This window comes from Thermobacillus sp. ZCTH02-B1 (assembly GCF_002159085.1).
Taxonomy (GTDB): domain Bacteria; phylum Bacillota; class Bacilli; order Paenibacillales; family Paenibacillaceae; genus Thermobacillus.
Genome location: NZ_LZRU01000035.1, coordinates 123,237 through 146,290 on the forward strand (window position 1 = coordinate 123,237; position 23,054 = coordinate 146,290).

At 63.9% G+C, this 23,054-nt stretch carries 19 protein-coding genes; 6 read left to right on the top strand and 13 right to left on the bottom strand.

Annotation, left to right across the window (positions count from 1 at the left end):
- Positions 1-33: 33 nt before the first annotated feature.
- Positions 34-1,056, bottom strand: a complete 1,023-nt coding sequence (locus A9Z00_RS14050; RefSeq protein ID WP_296978747.1) for a LacI family DNA-binding transcriptional regulator — start codon at positions 1,054-1,056, stop codon at positions 34-36.
- Positions 1,057-1,278: 222 nt separating this feature from the next.
- On the opposite strand from A9Z00_RS14050, the gene A9Z00_RS14055 reads away from it, so the two are divergent.
- From A9Z00_RS14055 to A9Z00_RS14070, 4 genes are all read left to right on the top strand, one after another.
- Entirely contained in the window at positions 1,279-3,411 is a 2,133-nt protein-coding gene (locus tag A9Z00_RS14055; protein ID WP_296978750.1) for an amylo-alpha-1,6-glucosidase, read from the top strand.
- Between the two features lie 21 nt (positions 3,412-3,432).
- A complete protein-coding gene (locus tag A9Z00_RS14060) occupies positions 3,433-4,767 on the top strand; it encodes an ABC transporter substrate-binding protein (RefSeq protein ID WP_296978753.1) in 1,335 nt (444 codons plus the stop codon).
- 151 nt (positions 4,768-4,918) lie between these two features.
- Positions 4,919-5,803: a carbohydrate ABC transporter permease gene (locus A9Z00_RS14065; RefSeq protein WP_296978756.1), complete on the top strand. Its 885-nt coding sequence runs from the start codon at positions 4,919-4,921 to the stop codon at positions 5,801-5,803.
- Positions 5,804-5,819: 16 nt separating this feature from the next.
- On the top strand, positions 5,820-6,668 hold the full coding sequence (locus tag A9Z00_RS14070; protein WP_296978759.1) for a carbohydrate ABC transporter permease: 849 nt from the start codon (positions 5,820-5,822) through the stop codon (positions 6,666-6,668).
- A gap of 80 nt (positions 6,669-6,748) precedes the next feature.
- Here the strand turns inward: A9Z00_RS14070 and A9Z00_RS14075 are convergent, their stop codons facing one another.
- Genes A9Z00_RS14075 through A9Z00_RS14085 form a run of 3 tightly spaced genes read right to left on the bottom strand, consistent with a single transcriptional unit; the run spans position 6,749 to position 10,478 of the window.
- Positions 6,749-8,899, bottom strand: a complete 2,151-nt coding sequence (locus tag A9Z00_RS14075) for a serine hydrolase domain-containing protein (RefSeq protein ID WP_296978762.1) — start codon at positions 8,897-8,899, stop codon at positions 6,749-6,751.
- 60 nt (positions 8,900-8,959) lie between these two features.
- Positions 8,960-10,084: a DUF1648 domain-containing protein gene (locus tag A9Z00_RS14080; protein WP_296978765.1), complete on the bottom strand. Its 1,125-nt coding sequence runs from the start codon at positions 10,082-10,084 to the stop codon at positions 8,960-8,962.
- 1 nt (position 10,085) lies between these two features.
- The gene (locus A9Z00_RS14085; RefSeq protein WP_296978768.1) at positions 10,086-10,478 is read right to left on the bottom strand and encodes a GntR family transcriptional regulator; all 393 of its coding nucleotides are present in this window, start codon (positions 10,476-10,478) and stop codon (positions 10,086-10,088) included.
- Between the two features lie 216 nt (positions 10,479-10,694).
- Between A9Z00_RS14085 and A9Z00_RS14090 the strand changes: the two genes are divergently transcribed.
- A complete protein-coding gene (locus A9Z00_RS14090) occupies positions 10,695-11,561 on the top strand; it encodes a YitT family protein (protein WP_296978772.1) in 867 nt (288 codons plus the stop codon).
- Between the two features lie 256 nt (positions 11,562-11,817).
- On the opposite strand, the gene A9Z00_RS14095 is transcribed toward A9Z00_RS14090, so the two are convergent.
- From A9Z00_RS14095 to A9Z00_RS14115, 5 genes are all read right to left on the bottom strand, one after another.
- Positions 11,818-12,681 (bottom strand): hypothetical protein, encoded by an 864-nt coding sequence (locus A9Z00_RS14095; RefSeq protein ID WP_296978774.1) that lies wholly within the window; start codon positions 12,679-12,681, stop codon positions 11,818-11,820.
- A gap of 63 nt (positions 12,682-12,744) precedes the next feature.
- Positions 12,745-13,539, bottom strand: coding sequence for an ABC transporter ATP-binding protein (locus A9Z00_RS14100; protein WP_296978775.1), 795 nt, complete (start codon positions 13,537-13,539; stop codon positions 12,745-12,747).
- Positions 13,539-14,462, bottom strand: a complete 924-nt coding sequence (locus A9Z00_RS14105; RefSeq protein ID WP_296978778.1) for an ABC transporter permease — start codon at positions 14,460-14,462, stop codon at positions 13,539-13,541. Before A9Z00_RS14105 ends, A9Z00_RS14100 begins: the two co-directional genes overlap by 1 nt.
- A 64-nt stretch (positions 14,463-14,526) precedes the next feature.
- The gene (locus A9Z00_RS14110) at positions 14,527-15,633 is read right to left on the bottom strand and encodes an ABC transporter substrate-binding protein (protein WP_296978781.1); all 1,107 of its coding nucleotides are present in this window, start codon (positions 15,631-15,633) and stop codon (positions 14,527-14,529) included.
- A 281-nt stretch (positions 15,634-15,914) separates the two neighbouring features.
- The gene (locus A9Z00_RS14115; RefSeq protein WP_296978783.1) at positions 15,915-17,270 is read right to left on the bottom strand and encodes a TrpB-like pyridoxal phosphate-dependent enzyme; all 1,356 of its coding nucleotides are present in this window, start codon (positions 17,268-17,270) and stop codon (positions 15,915-15,917) included.
- Between the two features lie 225 nt (positions 17,271-17,495).
- Between A9Z00_RS14115 and A9Z00_RS14120 the strand changes: the two genes are divergently transcribed.
- Entirely contained in the window at positions 17,496-18,383 is an 888-nt protein-coding gene (locus tag A9Z00_RS14120) for a fumarylacetoacetate hydrolase family protein (RefSeq protein WP_296978786.1), read from the top strand.
- Between the two features lie 328 nt (positions 18,384-18,711).
- On the opposite strand, the gene A9Z00_RS14125 is transcribed toward A9Z00_RS14120, so the two are convergent.
- The 4 genes from A9Z00_RS14125 to A9Z00_RS14140 all read right to left on the bottom strand — a co-directional run bounded on the left by A9Z00_RS14125 (position 18,712) and on the right by A9Z00_RS14140 (position 23,051).
- Positions 18,712-19,794 carry a YeiH family protein gene (locus tag A9Z00_RS14125; protein WP_296978791.1) on the bottom strand — a complete coding sequence of 361 codons (1,083 nt, stop codon included), beginning with the start codon at positions 19,792-19,794 and terminating at the stop codon, positions 18,712-18,714.
- Positions 19,791-20,756 (bottom strand): hydroxyacid dehydrogenase, encoded by a 966-nt coding sequence (locus tag A9Z00_RS14130; protein WP_296978794.1) that lies wholly within the window; start codon positions 20,754-20,756, stop codon positions 19,791-19,793. The genes A9Z00_RS14125 and A9Z00_RS14130 overlap by 4 nt, the downstream gene beginning before the upstream one ends.
- Entirely contained in the window at positions 20,753-21,826 is a 1,074-nt protein-coding gene (locus A9Z00_RS14135; RefSeq protein WP_296978797.1) for an Ldh family oxidoreductase, read from the bottom strand. Before A9Z00_RS14135 ends, A9Z00_RS14130 begins: the two co-directional genes overlap by 4 nt.
- A gap of 70 nt (positions 21,827-21,896) precedes the next feature.
- Positions 21,897-23,051 (bottom strand): UxaA family hydrolase, encoded by a 1,155-nt coding sequence (locus tag A9Z00_RS14140; protein WP_296978800.1) that lies wholly within the window; start codon positions 23,049-23,051, stop codon positions 21,897-21,899.
- Positions 23,052-23,054 lie beyond the last annotated feature (3 nt).

Genomic DNA, 23,054 nt, shown 5'->3' on the forward strand with positions numbered 1-23,054 from the left:
ATCCCGATCCCGCGAAGGCTTCATCGGTTTCACTCAACTTCCCCGAACCGGCCCCGTGCTGTCGCGCACGATCAGCTCGGCGGGCATCACGCGGTAACGCTGCACCTGGCGCCCCTCCAGCATGTCGATCAGGACGGCCGCGGCGAGATAGCCCATCTGGTATTTGTCCTGGTTCACCGTCGTTAGCGCGGGCGTGCAATACTGCGCAGCGACGATATTGTCAAAGCCGACGATGGAGATGTCCTCCGGCACCCGCTTCCCGAGCGCGCGGATGGCCTGCAGCGCCCCGAGCGCCATCAGGTCGCTTGCGCAGAAAATGGCCGTCAGCTCGGGACAGGACGTCAGCAGCCGGAAAGCCGCTTCCTTCCCGCCGTCCTCGCGGAAGGCTCCGTCCTCGACATAGCGTTCGTTGAACGGAATGCCGTGCCGCTCGAGGGCCTTCCGGTAACCTTCCAGCCGCCGGATGCTGACCGCCGCCTGGGCATGGCCGTTGATCATGCCGATATGGCGGTGGCCGAGCGCAATCAGATGGTTGACCGCATCCATGGCCCCCTGGACGTTGTCCGTCATGACGTAGCCGATGTTCTTCTTCCGCTCGATCGGAATGTCAATCAGCACGCACGGGATGGACGCATGCAGCATTTCCTCGAGGTAGGGATCGTCGAGCCGCATGCCCATCATGATGACGCCGTCGACGCCCCGCTCCTTGCACAGCGCCTTGTAGGATTTCTGGCGCTGCTTCTGGGGCGTCGTGTTGAACAGCACCAGGTCATAGTCGAGCTCTGCCGCGCGGTCGTTCATGCCGCAGAGCATTTCGAACACGATGTTGTCCTTCACGCTGCTGCGGGTCAGGGCGGACAGCAGCAACCCGAGCGTCCGGCTTTTTTTCGAGACAAGGGTTCTCGCGGCAATGTTGGGGCTGTATCCAAGCTTCTCCGCGACCTCGCGAATGCGCCGTCTTGTTTCGGGATTGACGTCATCGTGACCGTTGAGCGCACGGGATACCGTCGTCACGCTGAAACCGGCCGCCCGCGCGACATCCTTGATCGTCGTCACGAGATGATGTCACCTTCCGAGTCGTCTTATCCGAAACGTTTCGTAGATTTTCCTTCTATTTTAATAAACTTGCTGCAGATTCTCAACCACCCAAAATTTTTGTCTTGTCTCCTATTGCAAACGTTTTCGACCAAGAATATAATGCAGTTATCCGAAACGTTTCGGATGATCTGGCGGTTTCGGATGTTGAAATTTGGACAGGAGCCTGGAGAGGATCTTACATTGAAGCAACGCGTCATCAAAGAAAACGACCTGTTCCTCCTGACGGATGAGAACGGCGACATCCCGCCGGGTTCGACGGACGGCTGCGGGTTGTACACGCGGGATACCCGGTTTCTGAGCCGGCTGGAGCTTTCCATCAACGGCGTAAAACCGGTCCTGCTCGAGTCCACGGCCGAGACGAACTGCCAGGCCGTGTTCCGGCTGACGAATCCGCACATGGAAGCGAACGGGCAAATCAAGTTATGGCGGGAATCGGTGGAAATGCTGCGCCACCGGTTCATCCAAGACGGCGTTCTGTACGAATCGGTCTCGTATACGAACTACAGCCCGAAACGGGTCGCGTTCGAAACGACGCTCGCCTTCGGCGCGGACTTCGCCGACATGTTCGTCGTGCGCGGCATCCAGGCGGGGCGGATCGGTTCCGTTACGGGAATCGGCGTGCAGGACGAGCGGATCGTCATCCGCTACGCCGGCGCCGACGGTATCGCGCGGGAGACGCGCATCGCCTGGAACGTTCGCGCGGACCGCGTCTCACCGGACGGGTCGGTAACGTTTTCGATCGAGCTCGAGCCCCGGGAGACGCGCACCATCGAGTTTACCGTGACACCCGTCATCGAGGGCGAAAACGTTCCCGAGCCGAGACCGCGCGAAGAGGCGCTGCAGCTGCTTGATGCGTCTTACCGTGTCTGGGAGCAGACGTCCACGTCGGTCGATTCGGACCTCGATATCTTCAACCGGCTTTACCGCCGGGGCATGCTGGATCTGCGCATGCTGCTCACCGATCTCGGCCACGGTCCGTTCCCCGTCGCCGGTCTGCCGTGGTACGCGGTGCCGTTCGGCCGGGACAGCCTGATCGCCGCGCTGCAGATGCTGTCCGCCAATCCCGACGTCGCGCTCGGCACGCTGCGGACCATGGCGGCTTATCAGGGAAGCAAGGTCGACCCCTGGAGAGACGAGACACCGGGCAAAATCATGCACGAGATCCGGTACGGCGAGCTCGCGAACACGAACCAGATCCCGTTCACCCCTTACTACGGATCGGTCGACTCGACGCCGCTCTTCATCGTCCTGGCCGTCGAGTATTACCGCTGGACCGGCGATCTGGACGCCATCCGCGAGCTGATGCCGGCGCTCGAACGGGCGCTCGCATGGATCGACGAAAGCGGCGACCTGGACAACGACGGCTTCATCGAGTACCACTCGGTCTCGTCGAACGGCATCGCGAACCAGGGTTGGAAAGACTCCGGTGACTCGATCGTTCACGACTCCGGAGAGTTCGCACAATCACCGATCGCCCTCGCGGAAGTGCAGGGTTACGTCTACCTCGCGAAGACGGGCATGGCCGGGATTTTCCGGAAGCTGGGCCGCAACGCCGAAGCGGAGGCGCTTGAGCGGTCCGCCGCGGAGTTGAAGCTCCGGTTCGACCGGTTGTTCTGGATGCCGGACGAATCGTTCTACGCGATTGCGCTTGACCGGGACAAGAGGCAGGTGCGATCGGTCACCTCGAATCCGGGCCATCTGCTGATGACGGGACTTGCGGACGAGGCCCGCGCGGAACGGATCGTCCGCCGGCTCACGGCCCCGGACATGTTCAGCGGATACGGCATCCGCACGATGAGCGAGCAATCCGCCGGATACAATCCGATGAGCTATCACAACGGCAGCGTATGGCCGCACGACAACTCGCTCTGCCTGATCGGCATGAGCCGCATGGGATTCACGGAAGAAGCGCTCAGGGTCGCCGGCGGTCTCATGCGGGCGGCGGAACATTTCGAGTACGCCCGGCTGCCGGAACTGTTCTGCGGCTATCCGGATTCCCTGGGTCGCCCGGTCCCGTATCCGGTCGCCTGCTCGCCGCAGGCATGGGCGGCGGGAACGCCGCTTGTGTTCCTGCAGGTGTTCCTCGGCCTGGATCCCGACGTTCCGGAGGGCGTCATCCGGCTTCGGCCGGCCCTGCCGGACGGCATGAACCGGCTGAACGTGCGCGGGCTCCGCATCGGCTCCGGAACCCTCTCGCTGACGGTCACGCGGCGGGAAGGAAGCGCGGCGCCGACGGTGTCGGTCGAGCACAACTCGACCGGCTGCGAGCTGCGCGTGCTTCATGCAATACATCATCAAGATGCGCAACATTGAAAGGGAGGTTCTGCAGCAAACATGAGAAAGAAAGGATTGACCATCCTGACCGTCCTGCTGGCCCTGGCGCTTGTCATCGCGGGCTGCGGCGGCAAATCGGACAACAGTTCGTCGTCGTCCGGAAGCAATGCGAACACGTCCTCGTCCGAAGGCAACTCGGGCTCGGGCAATTCGGGCGGCTCGTCGGGAGATTCCGGCGGCGAAGTCGTGGAGATCACGCTCAACGGCTGGGGCGCATCGCCCGAAGAAGAGCAGCTTCTGACGGAGACGCTCGAGGAATTCATGAAGAAGTACCCGAACATCAAGGTCAAGTATGAGGTCATCTCCGAGCAGTACATGGACGTCATCAAGACGCGGCTGATCGGCGGCCAGGCCGGCGACGTGTTCTATCTCGACTCGTCCGAAGCCGAGGCGCTGTTCGATCAGAACGTGCTCGAGCCGCTGAACGGCTACATCACGGACGAATTTGACATCGCCGACTTCGAGGAGCCGTTGTTGAACGCGTTCAAGGGCGCGGACGGAAACTACTACGGTTTTCCGAAGGACATGTCGACGCTGGTGCTGTTCTACAACAAGAAGCATTTTGAAGAAGCAGGCCTTTCGGAACCGCCGAAGACCTGGGATGAGCTGCGCGAATATGCGAAGATCCTCACCAAGGACGGCCGCTACGGACTGGGCGTGGCGCCGGAGCTCGCGCGTCAGATGTTCATGATCAAGGCGTTTGGCGGCGAAGTCGTCGACGCGGAAGGCAAGGCCGTCTTCGATTCGCCCGAAGCGCTGCAAGGTCTGCAGCTCGTCATCGACCAGCATCTGATCGACAAGACGAGCGTGCAGCCGACCGAAGTCGGTGCCGGCTGGGGCGGTGAAATGTTCGGCCAGGAGAAGGTCTCGATGGTGATCGAGGGCAACTGGGCGATTCCGTACCTCGACAACAACTTCCCGGATCTCGAGTACGGCACCGCCGAAGTGCCGACCGTGAACGGCAAGAAAGGGACGATGGCGTTCACCGTCGCCTACGTCATGAACAAGCAATCGAAGCACAAGCAGGAAGCCTGGAAGCTGATCGAATTCCTGACCGGCAAGGAAGGCATGAAGATCTGGACCAGCAAGGGCTTCGCGCTGCCGACCCGCAAGTCGGTCGCGGCCGAACTCGGCTACGACAAGGACGAATACCGCGCGGCGATCGTCGCGGGCTCGGCGTATGCAACGCCGTGGCAGGTCGGCAAGTACGGTCCGCTCATCATCAACAACTTCAACAACCAGTTCGTCAGCGCGTTCCTCGGCGAGCAATCGCTTGAAGACGCGATGAAGAAGGCCGTGGAAACCGCGAACAAGGAAATCGAAGCGATGCAATGATCCGCACCGCGGCAGGAAAGAGGGCGGTCCGGCCGCCCTCTTCCGGCCGGCACGAGCCCGTTCGTCCGTTCCGGCCGTTCGCGGCCGCGGCGGACGAATGCGCTCTTGCCCGCCGGAAACCGCAATCCCCTATACGAAGGAGGAACCGCGCATGAGCAGGCGCAAGCTCAGAGAGATGGCCGCCGGCTACGCATTTTTGGCGCCGACGATTCTTGTCATCGGCATCTTCACGCTGGCGCCGATTGTATATGCGCTTTTTTTGTCATTCCACAAAGTGCAGCTCCTCGGCGGTATCTCGTACCGCTTCATCAACTTCAACAACTACATCCGGATGATCGACGACGAACGCGTCTGGATCGCCCTGTCCAACACGTTCGAATACGCGATCATCGTCGTCCCGCTGCAGACCGCGCTCGCCATCCTGCTTGCCGCCGTGCTGAACTCGAAGCTTCGGGGGCGGAATACGTTCCGGGCGCTCTATTTTCTCCCGACGGTGACATCCTCCGCGGTGCTCACGCTCATCTTCATGTGGATCTTCAAGACCGACGGCCTGCTGAACGACCTGCTCGGCTTCTTCGGCATTCCGCCCTTCAATTGGCTCGGCGACCCGAACGTGGCGCTCAAGGCGATCATGCTGATGAACATCTGGTCCACCGCGCCGTATTACATGGTCATCTATCTGGCCGCGCTTCAGGACATCCCGGAATCCCTCTACGAAGCGGCGGAGATTGACGGAGCACGGACGCTGCGGAAATTCTGGAGCATCACCCTGCCGCTCCTCAAACCGGTTACGTTCTTCGTCGTCACGATGGGCATCATCGGCACGTTCCAATTGTTCGACCAGGCATACATCTTCTCGAATGGCTCCGGCGGCCCGAACAACTCGACGCTGACCGTGGTGTTGCTCATCTACGGATACGCGTTCAAGCTCCTCGACATGGGCTACGCCTCGGCGCTGGCGGTCGTGCTTGCCGCCATCATCATGCTGATCACCGTCATCCAGCGCCGGATCTTCGGCGAAGAAAAGCTGAACTGAAGGAGGGAACCGCCGGATGCGGGTCAGGACAACGGAAAAGAGAGGTTTCCGGATCGCGCTGCGCGTCATTCAGTACGCGATCCTTATCGCATACGCCGTCATCACGTTCATGCCGTTCCTCTGGGCGCTGTCCGCCTCATTCAAGACGCTGGCCGAAATCTCGACCGGGGAACCGAATTTCATCCCGAAGGAGTTCACACTGGAAAACTACAAGCGGATTTTCATCGACGAGCCGCTGTTTCCGCGCTGGTTCCTCAACAGTTCGTTCGTCGCCGTCGTCGTCATGGGGCTGAACCTGCTCTTCAACTCGATGGCGGGCTACGCCCTGGCGCGGTTCAATTTTCCGGGCAACAAGCTGATTTTCTTCGGCATTCTGGCAGTGCTCATGATTCCGGGACAACTTACCCTCATCCCGAGCTACCTGATCCTGAACGAGCTCAACTGGCTGAACAGCTATCAGGGCCTGATCGTGCCCGCCGCGGTGAATGCGACGTTCATCTTCATGATGCGCCAGTTCTTCCTCAGCTTCCCGAAGGATCTGGAGGAGGCGGCGGAGATCGACGGGTTGGGCCGGTTCGGCACGTTCTTCCGGATCGCGCTGCCGCTCGCGGGACCGGCGCTGGCGGCGCAGGCGGTGTTCATTTTCATGGGATCGTGGAACGAATTCCTGAAGCCGCTCGTCATCATGTCGGAGAAGGCGATGTACACGCTGCCGCTTGGCCTCAACACGTTCAAGGGCGAATACTACAGCTTCTGGAACCTGATCATGGCCGCGTCGATGGTGTTCACGCTGCCGGCGCTTCTCATGTTCATCTTCGCCAATCGCTTCTTCGTCAAGGGGATCACGTTCACGGGCGGAAAATGACAGCCGGATACGAACGGACGCAAGCAAAAATGGTGCAAGCCGGATCATCCGGCCTGCACCGTTTTTGCTTCTCCGGGGCCTCATTCCCCTTGACGTCCGGCGTCCGCGCCGGCTCCGGGAACCGTTTCCGACGGCGGCCGCTGCATCAGCTCCTCCGCGATCTGCTGCACCGGCGTGAGCAGCAGCTTGTAGAGCAGCGCCGCCTCCTCCTGGCGCGTGAGCCACTCCGCACCGTTGAAAATCGGCACGCCGCTGTCCGACAGGGCGACTTCCGGACCGTGCAGCCCGAGCCCCACGATCATGCGCACCGCATGCCGGGCCCAGGGAGCCGTGTTCCCCTCGACCTGCACGTCGGCGAATGCCGGCTCCGGCACCGACCGCCTCAGGCCGTTGTAGACCATGATCGCCGCCTCCTGCCGCGTCACCGGCCGGTCGGGCTCGAAGCGGCCGCCGCCCGTGCCGTGCACGAGGTTGAATTCGGCCGCCGCCTGGATGTACGGCGCCAGCGGATGGCCCGCGATATCCGAGAACGCGTACGTGTCCGCGTCCGAACCCCCGAGCCCGCTGATCGCGAGCAGATGCCATACCAGCTCGGCCCGGGTGACCGGACGTTCGGGCTCGAATCTGAGCCCCGCTTCGTTCGGATAGTAGCCGAGCGACTGGATGCCGAGGATGAACGGCGCATACGGATGGTCCCCGCCCACGTCCGCGTAGCCGGCGGGCGCATCGGCCTTGCGCTGATATCCGAGCGGATTGATCGCCGTCTCCCGCATGTAGACCGTGCCGTCCGCGTCGATGCGGAACGCCGCGAAGCGTTGCAGCGTTTCGTCAACGAACAGGTTTCCGCCCGCCTGGCGGAACGTGCGGGTGCCGAGCAGCGCGTCGGACACCGTCAGGACGCCGTCGTCGCCCGCCTCGATCCGGTACGCGATCGCGGGCTGGCGAAGGTCGGTGTACAGTCCCTCGAGCGCCTTCAGATCCACGGCCGGCTCCTCCGCGAATGCCGCAAGATCCGCGGGCACCGCATATTCCGGGAAGAACTTCGCCATGAACTGCGCATGGAACAGATCGCGCAGCACGCCGTTCCGGTTGTACACCAGGAACACGCCGGTCTCCTCCTCCGGCAGGAGCAGCAGCATCGAGCTGCTGCCCGGCAGGTCGCCGAGCTTCGCGAGCACGGCGCCGCTCGAACCGGCCATCGGCAGCTGCCCGGGCGCTTCGAAGCCATACGTCGCATCCGGCAGGAGCGGATGGATCGATCCCCGGTATTCGCTCATCGCGGCGACGGATTCGGCGGAGAGCACCCTCGCGCCGTCCGGCGCCAGCCCTTCGTTCAGGAACGCGATCATGAACCTGCCGATGTCCTCCGCCGTCGACAGCATGCCGCCGTAGGGCATGATGGCCGGACTGAGCACGTAACGCTCCAGCGGCTCGCCGGTGATCGAATGGTAATACGTCGCGAGACGTTCAAGCCGGTCCGGTTCCGGAAGGAACGTGCTGTCGTTCATGCCGAGCGGTTCGAACACGTGCCGCCGCATGTACTCCCCGAACGGCTCGCCGCTTGCATTCTGCACGATCAGCCCGAGCAGCAGGTAGGCGAAGTTGTCGTACATGTAAGCCGAACCCGGCTCGCGCACGACCGGCGGCATGCGCCGCTTCGCGTAGTCTTCCATCTGCCGGGCGTATCCGTCGAAATCGGCGTTCAGATCCGCATCCTCCGGCTCGCGGGCTTCGAATCCGCTGCGATGCGCCAGCAGGTCGGCCACGGTCACCGGCCGCGCGAACGGATTCTCGATTTCGATGCCCGGAAGATAGTGGCGGATGTCGCCGTCCAGATCGATCTTCCCCTGTTCGGCGAGCTGCATGATCGCGACGGCGGTGAACGTTTTCGACACGGAAGCGATATGGAAAAGGGTGCCCGCCGGGTCGACGGCAATCCCCTTCTCCTCGTCCGCGTAGCCGATGCCTTCCTGCGCGATCACTTCGCCGTCCTTCACGATGACGACCGCGGCCCCCGTATAGTACGGCTTTGCAAGCTCGAAGAACTCCTCCAGGAATGCCGCCGCCGTCTCCGGCGTGAGCGGCGTTCCCGCTTCTCCGGCTCCCTCCCGATCCGCCGCGAACGCCTGAAGCGGCAGGGCCATGAGGAACGCGGCGGCCAGCAGGAGCGCGCGCGCGAAGCGCATCGGGACTCCCGGAATGCGAAAGGCGGCTGTCTGTCTCGATTGCATTGCGATTCTCCTTCCCATGCGATTGATTTGGATGCGGATCTCTCTTTTACATACCCCGAATTACCCGAGTTCTACCGTCAGGATGATGACGGCGGCCAGCAGGAGCGGCGCGAGCAGGATCACCCAGGCCAACGGCCGGGCGAAGTTCATCGTCCAGCCGATGCCGAACCGCTTCTCGAGGAACAGCGCGGGGTCGTCGGGATTGAAGTAGAACTGTCCCAGAATCCAGTACCGGTCGTCATCGCGGTTCACCTTGCCGGTCGGCGCCTCGCCGGGCTCATCCGGCAGCCGGATGCGGCTCCCGCCCTGCCCCGTCACGAAGCCGAGCCGAATGGCCCAGAGCAGGATGATGGCGACGATCGTCAGGATCGAGGCGAGCAGGATGCCGGAGTTGAACCCGTAAAGCTGATGGAACGGAATCAGGCCGAACAGCACCGTCATCAGGAAGCCCATCGTCAGGATGAACGCGGACCATTTTCTCCGGAAGATCAGGTTGCGCTTGAGCGAGCTCCGCGGATGGGAGGCGTCGATTTGCTGCTTGCTCGCGGAGATGCCGTAGTTCACCACGGCGAACGTGGCGATCATGAAAAGCTGCATCCATACCGGGAAGAGCAGGGTTCCCCAGCTCTTGTCCACCACGTTCGTCGGGGTGCCGTCCAGGCCGTACTGCATGACGATCCGGTCCGGGAAGGCGTCGTAGTTGACGGCGATGAAGATCGCCGTCGCGGCTGCAACGAGCAGATGGGGAATGAGCCATGCCATCGAATGGGCGCGCCTCTCCCGGTAGAAATCGGTGTCGACGACCGTCTCCTGCATCGCGAGGGACACGAGGCCGCGCTCCGCCTTCAGCCTCCGCATGCGGAAATGGTACCGCAGATACAGAATCAGATGCGCGCCCAGCATGGCGCAGACCACCGACGGCAGCAGCCAGCCGAGATGCCGTTCCGCATCCAGTGACAGGGCGGCGGCGAGGCCGGCGATGAGGGCGATCAGGCTGACCAGCCCCGTCACCGTCGCATAGGTCCGGCGCATGCCGGCAATCTCGGGATCGTCGTAATATTTCGCCTCGATCGACACGCCGAAGCTTTCCGTCCTTCTCGTGAGGTACGGGATGAACGTGATGATCGCGCCGAGCGGCAGCGTCACGACGAGCAGCATGACGATGGCGAATGTATATCCGTTCACGTCAGGATTCCTCCTTCCGGGTGAATTGCCTGTAAAGGCGTCGGCACACGTCGAGGAAATCGTCCTCCTCCATCCGGCGGCAGACCGCTTCGGCGACGAACGGTCGCAGCTGCGCCTCGAGCCTGCCGCGGAACGCGTCGTCGGCAGGGGGCATCGGGTCCGGCCGGACGATCGCGCCGCGCTGCCGGTGCACCTGGATGAACCCTTCCTGCTTCAGATGGGTGTACGCCTTGTTCACGGTGTGCAGGTTGATGCCCAGATCCGCGGCCAGCGCCCGCACCGACGGAAGCGGCTCCCCGGGCTTGAGCGCGCCGGACGCCATGCCCTCGATGATCTGGTTCGTGAGCTGCACATAGATCGGCACTTCCGACTGGTAATCGATGCGGATCAGCATGTCCGCCACCACCCATCATGCTATATCTGTTATATTCGTAATATAACAGTTAAACGATGAAAAGTAAAGCGGCGGGCCTTGACCTGTTGTCTCCTCTTTTGGTACCGGCCGGATCAATTTTGCTTTGAACGCGCGGTTTGCTGTGTGTATAATTTTCATGTCCGCCATTTTACGGTTTGTCCTGCGGGCGAATCTGCATTGGGGCTGATCGCACATATGGCTGTTGAGAAGAAGAAGAAAGTGCTGCACGAGGCGCAGCAGCTGCTGATGATCGCCGTCGGGGCCGTCATCGCGGGCATCGGGCTCGAGCTGTTCCTCGTGCCGAACGACATTCTGGACGGCGGCGTCATCGGCCTGTCGATCATCGCGGCCGCGCTGTTCAAGGTGCCGATGAGCATCTTCATCGTGCTCTTCAATCTGCCGTTCCTCTACATCGGCTTCCGCAAGCTGGGGCTGCGGTTCACGTTCCACACCCTGTTCGGCGTCGTCATCCTCTCGGCGGTCACCGCCTACCTGCACCATTTCGAGCCGATCACGGACGACAAGTTCCTGGCCACGATCGTCGGCGCGGTCATCCTCGGCGCGGGCGTCGGCCTCGTCATCCGCACCGGCGGCGCGCTGGACGGCACGGAGATTCTCGCCATCCTCGTCAGCAGGAAGAAGCCGGTCTCCGTCGGCCAGTTCATCATGGTCATCAACGTGTTCATTTTCCTGCTGGCGGCGATGCTCGTCTTCAGCCTGGAGACGGCGATGTACTCCATCATTACGTATTTCATCGCATTCAAGATGATCGACATCGTCGTCGAGGGCATGGAAGAGATGAAGTCGGTCACGATCATCTCGGACAATCCGGACCCGATCGCGGAGGCGTTGTCCCGGAAGCTCGGCCGGGGCCTGACCTTCATCTACGGCGAGGGAGCGTTCTCGGGCGAGCGCAAGAAGATCATCTACATCATCGTCAGCCGGATCGAGCTGAGCGACCTGCGCGAGATCGTGTACGAGCTGGATCCGAGGGCCCTTGTCGCGATCGAGAACATCGCGGAAGTGACCGGCAGCAATTTCCGGAAGAAAGCGGCGCATTGATGAACGAAACCTCCGGACGCCATCCTTCCCGACGCAGCGCAAAAAAATGCACCCGATTTCGGCAGTGGTTTGGTATCGCGCCGAAACAGGTGCATTTTTGCGTTTCGTGGCCGTTTTTTCGGTTCCCGATGGCGGAGGCTGCGCGTTCGCCCGGATCCCGCGCTTCACACCTCCCCGGTGCATCGGCGATCGCCCGGCATTCCGCCGGCGCCGATCTTCGGCGCCGGCTCCGGGCTTCGCTCCCCGCAAGGAAGGATTACACGACGCGGATCCGCACGGCCTCCCGGGGCGCGCCGTCCCGCCCGACCCGCGCGATACGGATCGCCAGGCGATCCCATACCGCTTCGACCGCGTAACGTTTGTCGAACGTGCGCCAGGTGTTCATGTTGAGCGGATCGTCGAAATCGAGCAGATAATCCGCCGGAAAATGCGACCGTCCGCGCTCGGACCCCGTGAACCAGAAATATTCGATCAGCGGCGCGAGCCATTCCCGATCGTCCTTCAGCGGCGAATCCGGGTCCGCGATCCGGATTTCGTCGGATTCCAGGGCCGGCCGGGGGCCGCCGTCCGCCTCCGGAACCGGCCGATCATCCTCCCGTCCGGCCGCCGGGCCGGACGGAGCATGCGCAGGCCCGGCCGGCGCGTTCGCCGATTCGGACGGCGCTGGTCCGATTGCGCCCGGGATGGCGCCCGTCTCCGTTCGGACCGGCGCGCGCGTCGACCGCCGCTCCGCCGCCTGCCGGCAGGCCTCGAGCCGCTCCCCGAGCCGGTCCGCCGGAATGCCGGCCAACCGGCACGCCGCCGCCAGCCCGTCCGGTTCCACATCGTCGATGATCACCGGCGGATAAGCCGCCAGCGACTCGATCCGATAGCCGTACCCGTTCATGAAGATATCGCACTTCGCCCCCGCCGGCGCCGGCCGGATGCCGACGCTCTCCGCGAGCGCGGCGATCTCGTCGTCGCCGAGCCGCCCCAGCGTCATCACGCCGAGGTCCGGCGGCAGTTCACCGTATTCCCGCACAAAGCCCGTCGTCTGAATCCGTCCCTGCATGGCGCGCCGGTCCCGGGCCAGCACGAGCATGAGCTTGAGCAGCAGCCTGCCGCGTTCGAACGGTTCCATTCCGTACTTCCCTTCATCCCCGATTCGGCATGCTCCATGATCACCGGGTGCGACGCGACGCGCTCACCCGAGCACGATGCGGTCATCGGTCAGCTTGTGCCCGCTGATCTGTTCGAATTCGCCGAGCAGCCGCTCGACGGTGAGCGTCTTCTTCTTCTCCGAATCGATATCCAGTATGATCCGGCCCTTGTCCATCATGATCAGCCGGTTGCCGAGCCGGATGGCCTGCTCCATGTTGTGCGTCACCATCAGCGTCGTCAGCTTCTGCTCCCGGACGATCGTCTCCGTGAGCCGCGTGATCAGATCCGCGCGGGCCGGGTCGAGCGCCGCCGTGTGCTCGTCCAGCAGCAGGATGCGCGGATTCGTGAACGTCGCCATCAGCAGGCTGAGCGCCTGCCGTTCGCCGCCCGACAGCAGGCCGACCTTCGCGAACAGCCGGTTCTCGAGCCCGATGCCGAGCCGGGCGAGCTGCTCGCGGAAAAATTCCCGCTTCCGGCGGGTCACGCCGAACTTCAGCCCCCTCGGCTGCCCCCGTTTCCAGGCCATCGCGAGGTTCTCCTCGATCGTCATGCGCGGCGCGGTGCCCGCCATCGGGTCCTGGAACACGCGCCCGATGAAGGCGCTGCGTCTGAACTCGGGCATCCGGGTAACGTCCCGGCCGTCGATCACGACCTCGCCCATGTCCGGCTGCAGCGCGCCGGAAATGACGTTCATGAGCGTCGATTTGCCCGCGCCGTTGCTGCCGATGACGGTCACGAAGTCGCCCGGATTGAGCTGCAGATTGATGCCGGCGAGCGCCGTTTTTTCATCAACCGAACCCGGATTGAACAGCTTGTAAATGTTCGTCAGCCTGAGCATCAGCGTCCCTCCGATCCCGCCAGCTCGCGCGAACGCTTCCGGGCCGTCTTCCGTACCGACCACGCGCGGGACGCCGTCGGCAAGACCAGCGCGATGATGACGATGATGGCCGTGATCAGTTTGACGTCCGACGATTCCAGCCACTCGACGCGCAGCGCAAGCGCCACGACGATCCGGTAGACGATCGAGCCGAGCACGACCGCGAGCGTCGCGCGGAAGACCGTCTTCGCGCCGAAGATCGCCTCGCCGATGATGACGGACGCGAGGCCGATGACGATCATCCCGATCCCCATCGAGATGTCGGCGAAGCCGCCCTGCTGCGCGATGAACGCGCCGGACAGCGCCACGAGGCCGTTGGACAGGCTGACGCCGATGATCTTCGTCGTGTCCGTGTTCGCACCGAAGCTGGCGATCATCTTCGCATTGTCCCCGGTCGCCCGCAGCGCCAGCCCGAGATCCGTCTTGAGGAACGCGTCGAGCAGCAGCTTGATGATCAGGATCACGACCGCGATGACAAGCAGGAGGAGCCATTTCTCATCCTTGCCGACCCGCGGAAAAATCGTGTCCATTCCGAGCAGCGACACGTTGGGACGGCCCAGAATCCGGAGGTTGATCGAATAGAGCGCGATCATCATCAGGATGCCGGACAGGAGGCCGTTGATCTTGCCCTTCGCATGCAGCAGGCCGGTGAGCGCGCCGGCGGCCAGTCCGCCCGCGAACGCCGCCGCCGTCGCCAGCCACGGGTGATAGCCGGCGGTGATCAATACCGCGGCGATCGCGCCGCCGGTCGTGAAGCTGCCGTCGACCGTCAGGTCCGGAAAGTCGAGAATGCGGAAGGTAATGTAGACGCCCAGCGCCATCAGCGCGTACAAGAGCCCCAGTTCCACCGCTCCGGGCATCGAACTCCACAGTGCTCCAAACATGGTGTTCGTCCTCCTGACATACGAAAGGAGTGAACGAAAGACCGCTCACTCCCGTTGTCGACCGTTACTCGATGATGTTGTTCGCCGGATCTTGCACGACAGCCTTCATCTCGTCGGTCACGGTGATGTTCTGCTCGGCGGCCGCCTTCAGGTTCAGGATAAAGTCAAGTTTGTCCGGGAAGGATACGGGAAGCTCGGACGGCTTCTTGCCGTTCTTCAGGATCTCGACGGCCATCTGTCCGGCCTGATAACCGTGGTCGTAGTACTTGAACCCGACGGTTGCGAACGCGCCGCGCTCGACCGTGTCGCGGTCGCTGGAGAAGAACGGGATGTCGTGCTCGTTCGCGACCTGGATGATCGCGTCGACGCCGCTGACGACCGTGTTGTCAAGCGTGATGAAGAACGCGTCGGCCCGGCCGACCAGCGATTCCGCGGCCTGCTTCACCTCGGACGTGTTCGCGACGGCGGCCCTCACCGTCTGGATGCCGTGCGTCGCGAGCTGCTGCTCGGCGTTCTCGGCCATGACGACGGCATTCTGCTCGCCCTCGTTGATGATGATGCCGACCGTCTTGACATCCGGGAGATACTCCGCGATGAAGTCCATGAGCTTCCGGACGGCTTCCGGGTTCGTATCCGAAGCACCGGTCACGTTGCCGCTCGGCGCTTCCAGATTGTCCACAAGATTCGCGCCCAGCGGATCGGTGACGGCCGCGAACAGCACCGGCACATCCTTCACATGCTGCGCCACCGCCTGCGCCGACGGCGTCGCGATCGCCAGCACCAGGTCGTTCGGGTCCGCCGCAATCTTCTGCGCGATCGACAGGTTGTTCGTCGGATCGCCCTGCGCGTTGTTGTAGTCAACCGTCAGGTTGACGCCCTCTTCGATGCCGGCGTCCTTCAGCGCCGCCAGGAACCCTTCGCGGGTCGCGTCCAGCGACGGGTGCTCGACAATCTGGGAAATCGCGATTCGGTACGATTGGCCCGAATCTCCGGAATCGCCGGAGCCTTCGGATTGTCCCGCATTTCCGGACGATTGCTCCGTGTTGGATCCCGCGGCGCCGGTCGAGTTCGCGCCGTTGCCGGAACCTTCATTGTCTTTTTTGCCCGATCCGCAAGCGGCCAGCGCGACCGCAAGCAAAACGATCATCAAGAGATGTCCCGCTTTTCTCATATCTCTCACTGCTCCTCGCATGCCCGGACGTTTCGCAAGATTGAAAACGCTAACATCCATGCAATATGAAGTAACAAAGACTATGATAAAAGGAATATCCGGCGATCGTCAAATGATATCCTTGGGTGAAATGTTATTAATTTGCATTTCGATATCCCATTGTCAGAACCTTGTTCTTGCGGCGCCGGCCGGCTTCCGACGAGCGGCCCTTCGACCGTCGGACCTGCCGGCGCCGCTTTTATCCAGCACAGCCTCTCCGGCGTTCCCGCCAGCCCGGTCCGTCACACCACGGGCAGCCGGCTCAGGCTCTCCCGCAGCGCTTCCTCCGAATACGGCACATCCTGCAGCGCGCCGGACAGATACGACTCGTACGCCGACATGTCGAAATGGCCGTGACCCGACAGATTGAACAGGATGACCCGCTTCTCCCCGGCCTCCTTCGCGCGCAGCGCCTCGTCGATCGCACCGCGCACCGCGTGCGCCGATTCCGGCGCCGGCAGGAAGCCTTCGGTCCGGGCGAACTGCACGGCCGCCTCGAACACGCGGGTCTGGTCGTACGCGACCGCCTCGATCAGCCCGTCATGGTAGAGCTGGCTCACGAGCGGCGAGTCGCCGTGATAGCGCAGCCCGCCCGCGTGGATGCCCGGGGGCATGAACTCGTGGCCGAGCGTGTACATCATGAGGAGCGGCGTCATCTTCGCCACGTCGCCGTAATCGTAAGCGAACGCGCCGCGCGTCAGCGTCGGGCAGGCCGACGGTTCGACGGCGACGAGGCGGACGTTCCGTCCTTCCGTCAGCTTGTCCTTCAGGAACGGGAACGCGATCCCCGCGAAGTTCGAACCGCCGCCGCAGCTCGCAAGCACCACGTCGGGATATTCGCCGGCCTTCTCGAGCTGCAGCTTCGCCTCCTGGCCGATGATCGTCTGGTGCAGGCAGACATGGTTCAGCACACTGCCGAGCGAGTAGTTCGTGTCGTCGCGCTTCGCCGCGTCCTCCACCGCCTCGCTGATCGCGATGCCGAGCGATCCGTTCGAGTCCGGGTCGGCGGCAAGCACGGCGCGCCCCGCCTCCGTCAGCTCCGAAGGGCTCGCGACGACCGTGGCGCCGAACGCATTCATCAGAATGCGGCGGTACGGCTTCTGGTTGTAGCTGACCTTCACCATGTAGACCATGCATTCGAGCCCGAAGAACCGGCAGGCCATGCTGATCGACGAACCCCACTGGCCGGCGCCGGTCTCCGTCGTGAGCCGCCGGATGCCTTCCTTCTTGTTGTAGTAGGCCTGCGGAATCGCGGTGTTGAGCTTGTGGCTGCCCGCCGGGGATACGCCTTCATATTTGTAGTAAATGTGCGCCGGCGTATCCAGCTCCTTCTCCAGATTCAGCGCGCGGACGAGCGGCGTCGGGCGCCAGATTTTGTACAGCTCGCGCACCTCCTCCGGAATTTCGATCCACCGCTCCCGGGACGCCTCCTGCCGGATCAGCTCCATCGGGAAGATCGCCCGGAGATCCTCCGGACCGGCCGGCTTCCCGGTCGCCGGGTTCAGCGGCGGCTTCGGCGGATTCGGCATGTCCGCCACGATGTTGTACCAGTGCGTCGGAATCTCGCGTTCGGACAGAAGAATTTTCTTCTCGCTCACCGGCATCGACTCCCTTGGATCCAGATTTCTGTCAACATTCAACGCGGCGGGCGGGAATTCCTCTCTTGCATCGGTATCCCCGATTGCAGACGGCATTCCGGGACCCGAATCCGTTGCTGCCAGCCGTTTTTTGGTTATTGTTAATAGTGAGACCCGGACGCGGGCTGTCCGGTTCCCGGCGAACGACGGCCGCTTGCGGCGGAACGGAAAGGAGAAGAAGATCGAATGAAACTGGTGACGCTGACGAGAGAAGGCGAGCTCCGGCTGGGCGTAAAGGCGGCGGACGGCATTTTGGACGTGAAGGAAGCGCTCCGGAGCGTACGCGGCTTTGCCGCCGACGCGCCGACCGATCCGATGGCCGCGATCCGCGCGGGCGATGCCGGAATCGCCGCGCTGGCGCAACTGCTGGAAGCGTGTCCGGCTTCGGCCGATGCACCGTATTGGGTGGCAGAGGACCGGGTCGAATGGGGGCCCTGCGTGCCCGCGCCGGGCAAAATCATCTGCGTCGGCGTCAACTATCGCGCGCACGCCGCGGAGATGAACCTGACGCCGCCGGAGACGCCCGTGCTGTTCGGCAAGTTCGCGAACGCGCTGAACGCGCATCTGCGGCCGGTCCGCGGGACGCATCTGACCGATCAGCTCGATTACGAGGCGGAGCTGTGCGTCGTGATCGGTCGGCGTGCGAGCGGAGTGCGGGAATCCGAGGCACTGGATTATGTGTTCGGCTATTGCTGCGCCAACGACATCTCCGCGCGCGACCTGCAGAACCGCACGTCCCAGTGGCTGCTCGGCAAGACGGGCGACGGCTTTTGCCCGATCGGGCCGTACCTTGTCACCGCGGACGAAGTCGGCGATCCGCAGCGGCTCGCGATCCGCTCGATCGTGAACGGCGAGGTCCGCCAGCAGGCCGACACGGGTGACATGATCTTCGGCTGCGCCGAACTGATCGCGTACATCTCGCGTTACTTCACGCTCGAGCCCGGCGACATCATTCTGACGGGGACACCCTCCGGCGTGGCGATGGGGCTGCCCGGAACGCCGTACCTTCGGGCGGGCGACACGGTAACGGTGGAAATCGAGCGCCTCGGCGCGCTGACGAACGGGATCGCGTGAATGCCGGCCCGGCCGGGTTCCGGCGCTTGAACGGTTCGATGTATCGTCCTGCCGTCAGATCCGGCCCGTGCGGCATGACAAGGCCGCTGACGGTTCCGCGTTCCGCCAGCGGCCATCCGTGCGCCGCCGAACGGCGGATTTCGCACGTCCGCCCCTTCGGAAACCGGCACCCGGGGGTGACGAAAACCGGCACATCCGTAGCCGGCGCACAAAAAAGGCGGCCCGCGCAGCCTGTCCGACAGCCGGAACCGCCCTTTCGGATGCGTAATCCGCAGCGGGCATTTTCATAGTTTTTTTATTTTGCCCGCAGCCGTCCATCGTCCGCCGTTCAATAAAACAGGCGGATCAGCCCGAAGCCGAGCCCCGAAAGCGCCGCAAAGCCGGCGACGGCCGCGGTGACGGCCCGGAGGCCGAGCCGGCGGAAATCGGCGAAGCGGATGCCGAGGCCGAGCCCGGCCATCGCCGCCGACATCAGGAACACGCTGAGTCCGATCAGATTCCGGACCATCGTCTCCGGCAGGACGCCCAGCGTCTTGACGACGCTCATGGCCAGAAATCCGAAAATGAACCACGGCACGGGCAGACGCCGCCATCCGGAAAGACGCCCGCCGGCGTTCCCACGCCCCGGCTCCGCGCCGGACGCTCCGGCGCCGCCGGCCCGGGACGTGCGAAACGCATGGCCGAGCACCAGCGCAACCGGCATGAGCAGGGCCACCCGGCCCAGTTTCACGACGATCGCGGCTTCGCCGCCCGCGTCGCCGCCGGGCGCGGCGGCCGCGATGACATGGGCCAGCTCATGCAGGGTGGAACCGGCCAGCACGCCGTACAGGTAAGGATCCAGCCCCAGATGCGGATAGGCGATAATGTACGCCAGCGCTCCGGCCGTTCCGAGCACCGCAATGCCGGCCACGGAGAGCGCGGTGGTCTCCTTCCTTGCGCCGATGAGCGGCGCCACCGCCGCGATGGCCGCGGCGCCGCACACGGCCGTGCCGACGGCGATGAGGGCCGACAGCGTGCGTTCCACCGACAGCAGGCGGCCGAGCCCCAGCATGAACGCCAGCGTGAACGCGATCACGATGACGTCGATCCAGACGACCGCCGTTCCCGCCTGCCAAATCTGCTGCAGATCGAGGCGCAGCCCCATCAGCACGATGCCGGTCCTGAGCAGATATTTGCTGCTGAAGGCGATGCCGGCCGGCGCGTCCGCGGGCACATCCATCGCGGTCTTCCACAAGGTGCCGAGCAGGATGGAGATGACCATGACACCCATGACGGAGAACAGGGGGAGCCGGGCGATCTGGCCGGCCAGCACCGCGAGGATGACCGTCAGGAGGACCCCCCTGCACCATCCCTTCCATCCGCCCGCAAGCCATCCGCCGGGCACGGCGACGGCGGCTCGCAGCCCTTTCATCGGCTCCGGCCTGAAGGAACCCTGCACAGCGAGACCCGCCCTTCGAGCTCACGGATGACTTCCCGGGATACCAGCTCGGCCGTGCGCGACTGGGACTCCTCCGTCAGTCCGGCGATGTGCGGCGTGATCAGGCAGTTGTCCCGCTTCAGCAGCGGGTGATCCTTCGCCGGAGGTTCCGTCTCCAGCACATCCAGCACCGCTCCGGCGATGGCGCCGGATGCGAGCGCCTCGTTCAGATCCGCTTCGTTCACGACGCCGCCGCGCGCGCTGTTGATGAGCACCGCTCCGCGCTTCATTTTCCGGAACGCGCCCATGTCGAGCATGTTGCGCGTCTCGCGCGTCAGCGGCACGTGGACGCTGAGAAAATCGGATTCCGCCAGCACCCGGTCCAGATCCGCGAGCGAGATGCCCGTCTCCGCCGCGGGGAAATCATAGGGCGCGACGAACGGATCGTACCCGATCACGTTCATGCCGAACGCCTTCGCCCGGACAGCCACGCGGTGGCCGATCTCGCCGACGCCGATGAGCCCCAGCGTCTTGCCCGCCAGTTCGACGCCGGTGAATCCCCTCCGGTCCCATCCGCCCGACCGGACATCGGCGGCGGCATCCCCGATCCTCCGGACGAACGCGAACATCGCGGCGAACACGTATTCCGCCACGGAAGCCGCGTTGGCGTTGCGGCCGTATACGACGGGGATGTTCCGCTCCGCGGCCGCCCCGAGGTCGATGTTGTCCAGCCCGACGCCGAGCCGGCCGATCACCTTGAGCCGCCCGCCCCGGCCGATCAGCTCGGCGTCGACCCGGGTCTGGTTGCGCACGATCAGCGCATCGGCCGACGGGATCAGCTCCAGGAGCGCCTCCCGGTCCTTCCAGAGCCCGGGATCATAGTGCACGTCCCATCCCTTTGCTTCGAGCAGTTCGATGCCGATCGGCCAGTTCAATTCGGTTATCAGCACTTTCATCCGGCCCGTCCCTCTTTCGGAAAAGAAACTCCCAACGCTTCCCCCAAACGCCTGAGTTCCTGCTCCACTTCCCGCGGCAGGTCCAGCCCGTCCCGCGAACGCGCCTCATGCTTCGCATGGCGCCGCTCGCCCGGGTAGAAGATCTCCTCCACGCCGGCGGCGCGCGGCACGGCCTTCACTTCCCGCAGGAAGGTCTCCATCCGCGCGTAATACGCGTCCATGTCGAGCCATTTGGACGGGTCGAGGAGCAGGAAACTGTGGCCGACGTCGGCCTCGCCGTCCCCGTCCTTGTACAGATTGTTGACGTGCGGGCCGTAGGCCGCCTCGCCGAGCAGCCCGCACATGATTTCGACGGCCATGGCCAGGGCGTATCCCTTCGCCCCGCCGACGGGGAGAACGGCACCCTTGAGCGCCGCGGCCGGATCGGTCGTCTCCCGGCCCTCTTCGTCAATCGCCCATCCCGGGGGGATCGGCTGCCCGAGTTTGTTCGCGAGGATGATCTTGCCCCGCGCCACGACGCTCGAGGACATGTCGACGATCACCGGCGGGCCGCTCCGCACCGGGAAACCGAAGGCGATCGGATTCGTCCCGAAGAACGCCTTGCGGCCGCCCCACGGGGGGATGCCCGGGGGCGAATTGGTCATGGCCACGAGCGCCATGCCGCAGCTTGCGGCGTACTGGCAGTAATACGCGGCCGTGCCGAAGTGATTGCTCCTGCGGATGAAGACGCCCGCCAGTCCGTAGCTCCTCGCCAGCGGCACGGCCTTCTCCAGCGCCCGGCGGGAGACGACCTGGCCGAGCCCGTTGCCGCCGTCCACCTTCAGCACGGCCCCCGCCGTCTCATACCCGATGGCCGGGTTGGGCGAGATGCGCCCTTCCTTCATCCGCTTCGCGTAGATCGGCAGCCGGCTGATGCCGTGGCCTTCATTCCCCTCCAGGTCCGCCCTGACGAGGGATTCCGCGGCGATCGCGGCATCCTGTTCCGGCATGCCGAGTTTCATGAACACCTGCCGGCAGAAGGCGTCCAGATCGTCAGGCCGCCAGCGGCCGGACGTCGATTCGCCCGACACCACGCGTCACCTCCCGAAAACGGGGGTTGGATGCCGTCCGGCATCCAACCCCATGACGTGATGACCTTGTTCACGCGCTCCGGTAGAGCTTCGTCATGACGAATTCCCGATGTCCGAGCGCCTCGGCGGCGGTGAACCGTCCGTTCACGACGCGGCACAGGTAATCCATCAGCAGGTCGCCGGCCTGGGTCAGATTGATCTCGCGGCTGAGCAGACCGCTCACGTCCACGTCGATGTGTTCGCTCATGGTGCTCGCCGTGATCGGGTTGGCCGTCACCTTGATGACCGGTTCGATCGGGTTGCCGATGATGTTCCCCTGGCCGGTCGGGAAGAAGTGGACCACCGCGCCGCCGGCCGCCATCAGCGTGATGCACTCCGCGGCCGCGGAGGACGTGTCCATGAAATAGAGCCCCGGGCCGTTGTTCGGCGCTTCGGCGGATTCGAGCACGCCGATGATCTTTTTCGTGCCCGTCTTGGCGATGTTGCCGAGGGCCTTCTCTTCGATGGTGGACAGGCCGCCGATGATGTTGCCCTGGGTCGGCTGGGAACCGAGCAGATCGACGCCGGAGGACAGGATTTCCCCGACATAGTCGTTATAGAGCGCCATGAATTTCTCGCGCAGTTCCGGCGTGGCGCAGCGGTCGGCGATCAGATGCTCGCCGCCGGTCAGCTCCGACGTCTCGCCGAAGATGACGGTCGCCCCGGCGTCCACGAGGCGGTCCACCGCCTGCGCCACCGTCGGGCAGGAAGCCAGACCGGTCGTCGTGTCCGATTCGCCGCACTTGATGCTGACGGTCAAGTCCTTCAGCTCGATCGGCTCGCGCTGCAGTTCGGAAGCCCATTGCACGAATTCCTTCGCCTTCAGGGAAGCGCGGCGGATCGTCTCCAGGTCCCCCACCCGTTCGATGGAGAACGCCGCGACGGGTTTGCCCGTCTTCGCGATCCCTTCGGCCACGATGTTCGTCCAGTTCGGTTCGATGCCGATCACGATGGCGGCGGCGACGTTCGGATTGGCGCCCGTACCGATCATCGTGCGGAAGTGCAAATCCAGATCCTTGCCGTACTGCAGCCGCCCGTACGAGTGGGGCAGCGCCAGCACGCCCTGGATGTTCCTGGCGACCGCCTCGCAGGCGGCGTTGGAAATGTCGTCGACGGGAAGCACGATCACATGATTGCGGATGCCCACCTTGCCGTTTTCTCGCCTGTAACCGTACAATTGCCGCATCTG

Excerpts from the sequence above, each read along its gene's own strand:
- A9Z00_RS14095 (WP_296978774.1), bottom strand. The coding sequence starts at position 12,681 with ATGGAACCGTTCGAACGCGGCAGGCTGCTGCTCAAGCTCATGCTCGTG.
- A9Z00_RS14105 (WP_296978778.1), bottom strand. The coding sequence starts at position 14,462 with ATGTTTGGAGCACTGTGGAGTTCGATGCCCGGAGCGGTGGAACTGGGG.
- A9Z00_RS14065 (WP_296978756.1), top strand. The coding sequence starts at position 4,919 with ATGAGCAGGCGCAAGCTCAGAGAGATGGCCGCCGGCTACGCATTTTTG.
- A9Z00_RS14060 (WP_296978753.1), top strand. The coding sequence starts at position 3,433 with ATGAGAAAGAAAGGATTGACCATCCTGACCGTCCTGCTGGCCCTGGCG.
- A9Z00_RS14075 (WP_296978762.1), bottom strand. The coding sequence starts at position 8,899 with ATGCAATCGAGACAGACAGCCGCCTTTCGCATTCCGGGAGTCCCGATG.
- A9Z00_RS14140 (WP_296978800.1), bottom strand. The coding sequence starts at position 23,051 with ATGCGGCAATTGTACGGTTACAGGCGAGAAAACGGCAAGGTGGGCATC.
- A9Z00_RS14110 (WP_296978781.1), bottom strand. The coding sequence starts at position 15,633 with ATGAGAAAAGCGGGACATCTCTTGATGATCGTTTTGCTTGCGGTCGCG.
- A9Z00_RS14070 (WP_296978759.1), top strand. The coding sequence starts at position 5,820 with ATGCGGGTCAGGACAACGGAAAAGAGAGGTTTCCGGATCGCGCTGCGC.
- A9Z00_RS14125 (WP_296978791.1), bottom strand. The coding sequence starts at position 19,794 with ATGAAAGGGCTGCGAGCCGCCGTCGCCGTGCCCGGCGGATGGCTTGCG.
- A9Z00_RS14085 (WP_296978768.1), bottom strand. The coding sequence starts at position 10,478 with ATGCTGATCCGCATCGATTACCAGTCGGAAGTGCCGATCTATGTGCAG.
- A9Z00_RS14130 (WP_296978794.1), bottom strand. The coding sequence starts at position 20,756 with ATGAAAGTGCTGATAACCGAATTGAACTGGCCGATCGGCATCGAACTG.
- A9Z00_RS14120 (WP_296978786.1), top strand. The coding sequence starts at position 17,496 with ATGAAACTGGTGACGCTGACGAGAGAAGGCGAGCTCCGGCTGGGCGTA.
- A9Z00_RS14090 (WP_296978772.1), top strand. The coding sequence starts at position 10,695 with ATGGCTGTTGAGAAGAAGAAGAAAGTGCTGCACGAGGCGCAGCAGCTG.
- A9Z00_RS14100 (WP_296978775.1), bottom strand. The coding sequence starts at position 13,539 with ATGCTCAGGCTGACGAACATTTACAAGCTGTTCAATCCGGGTTCGGTT.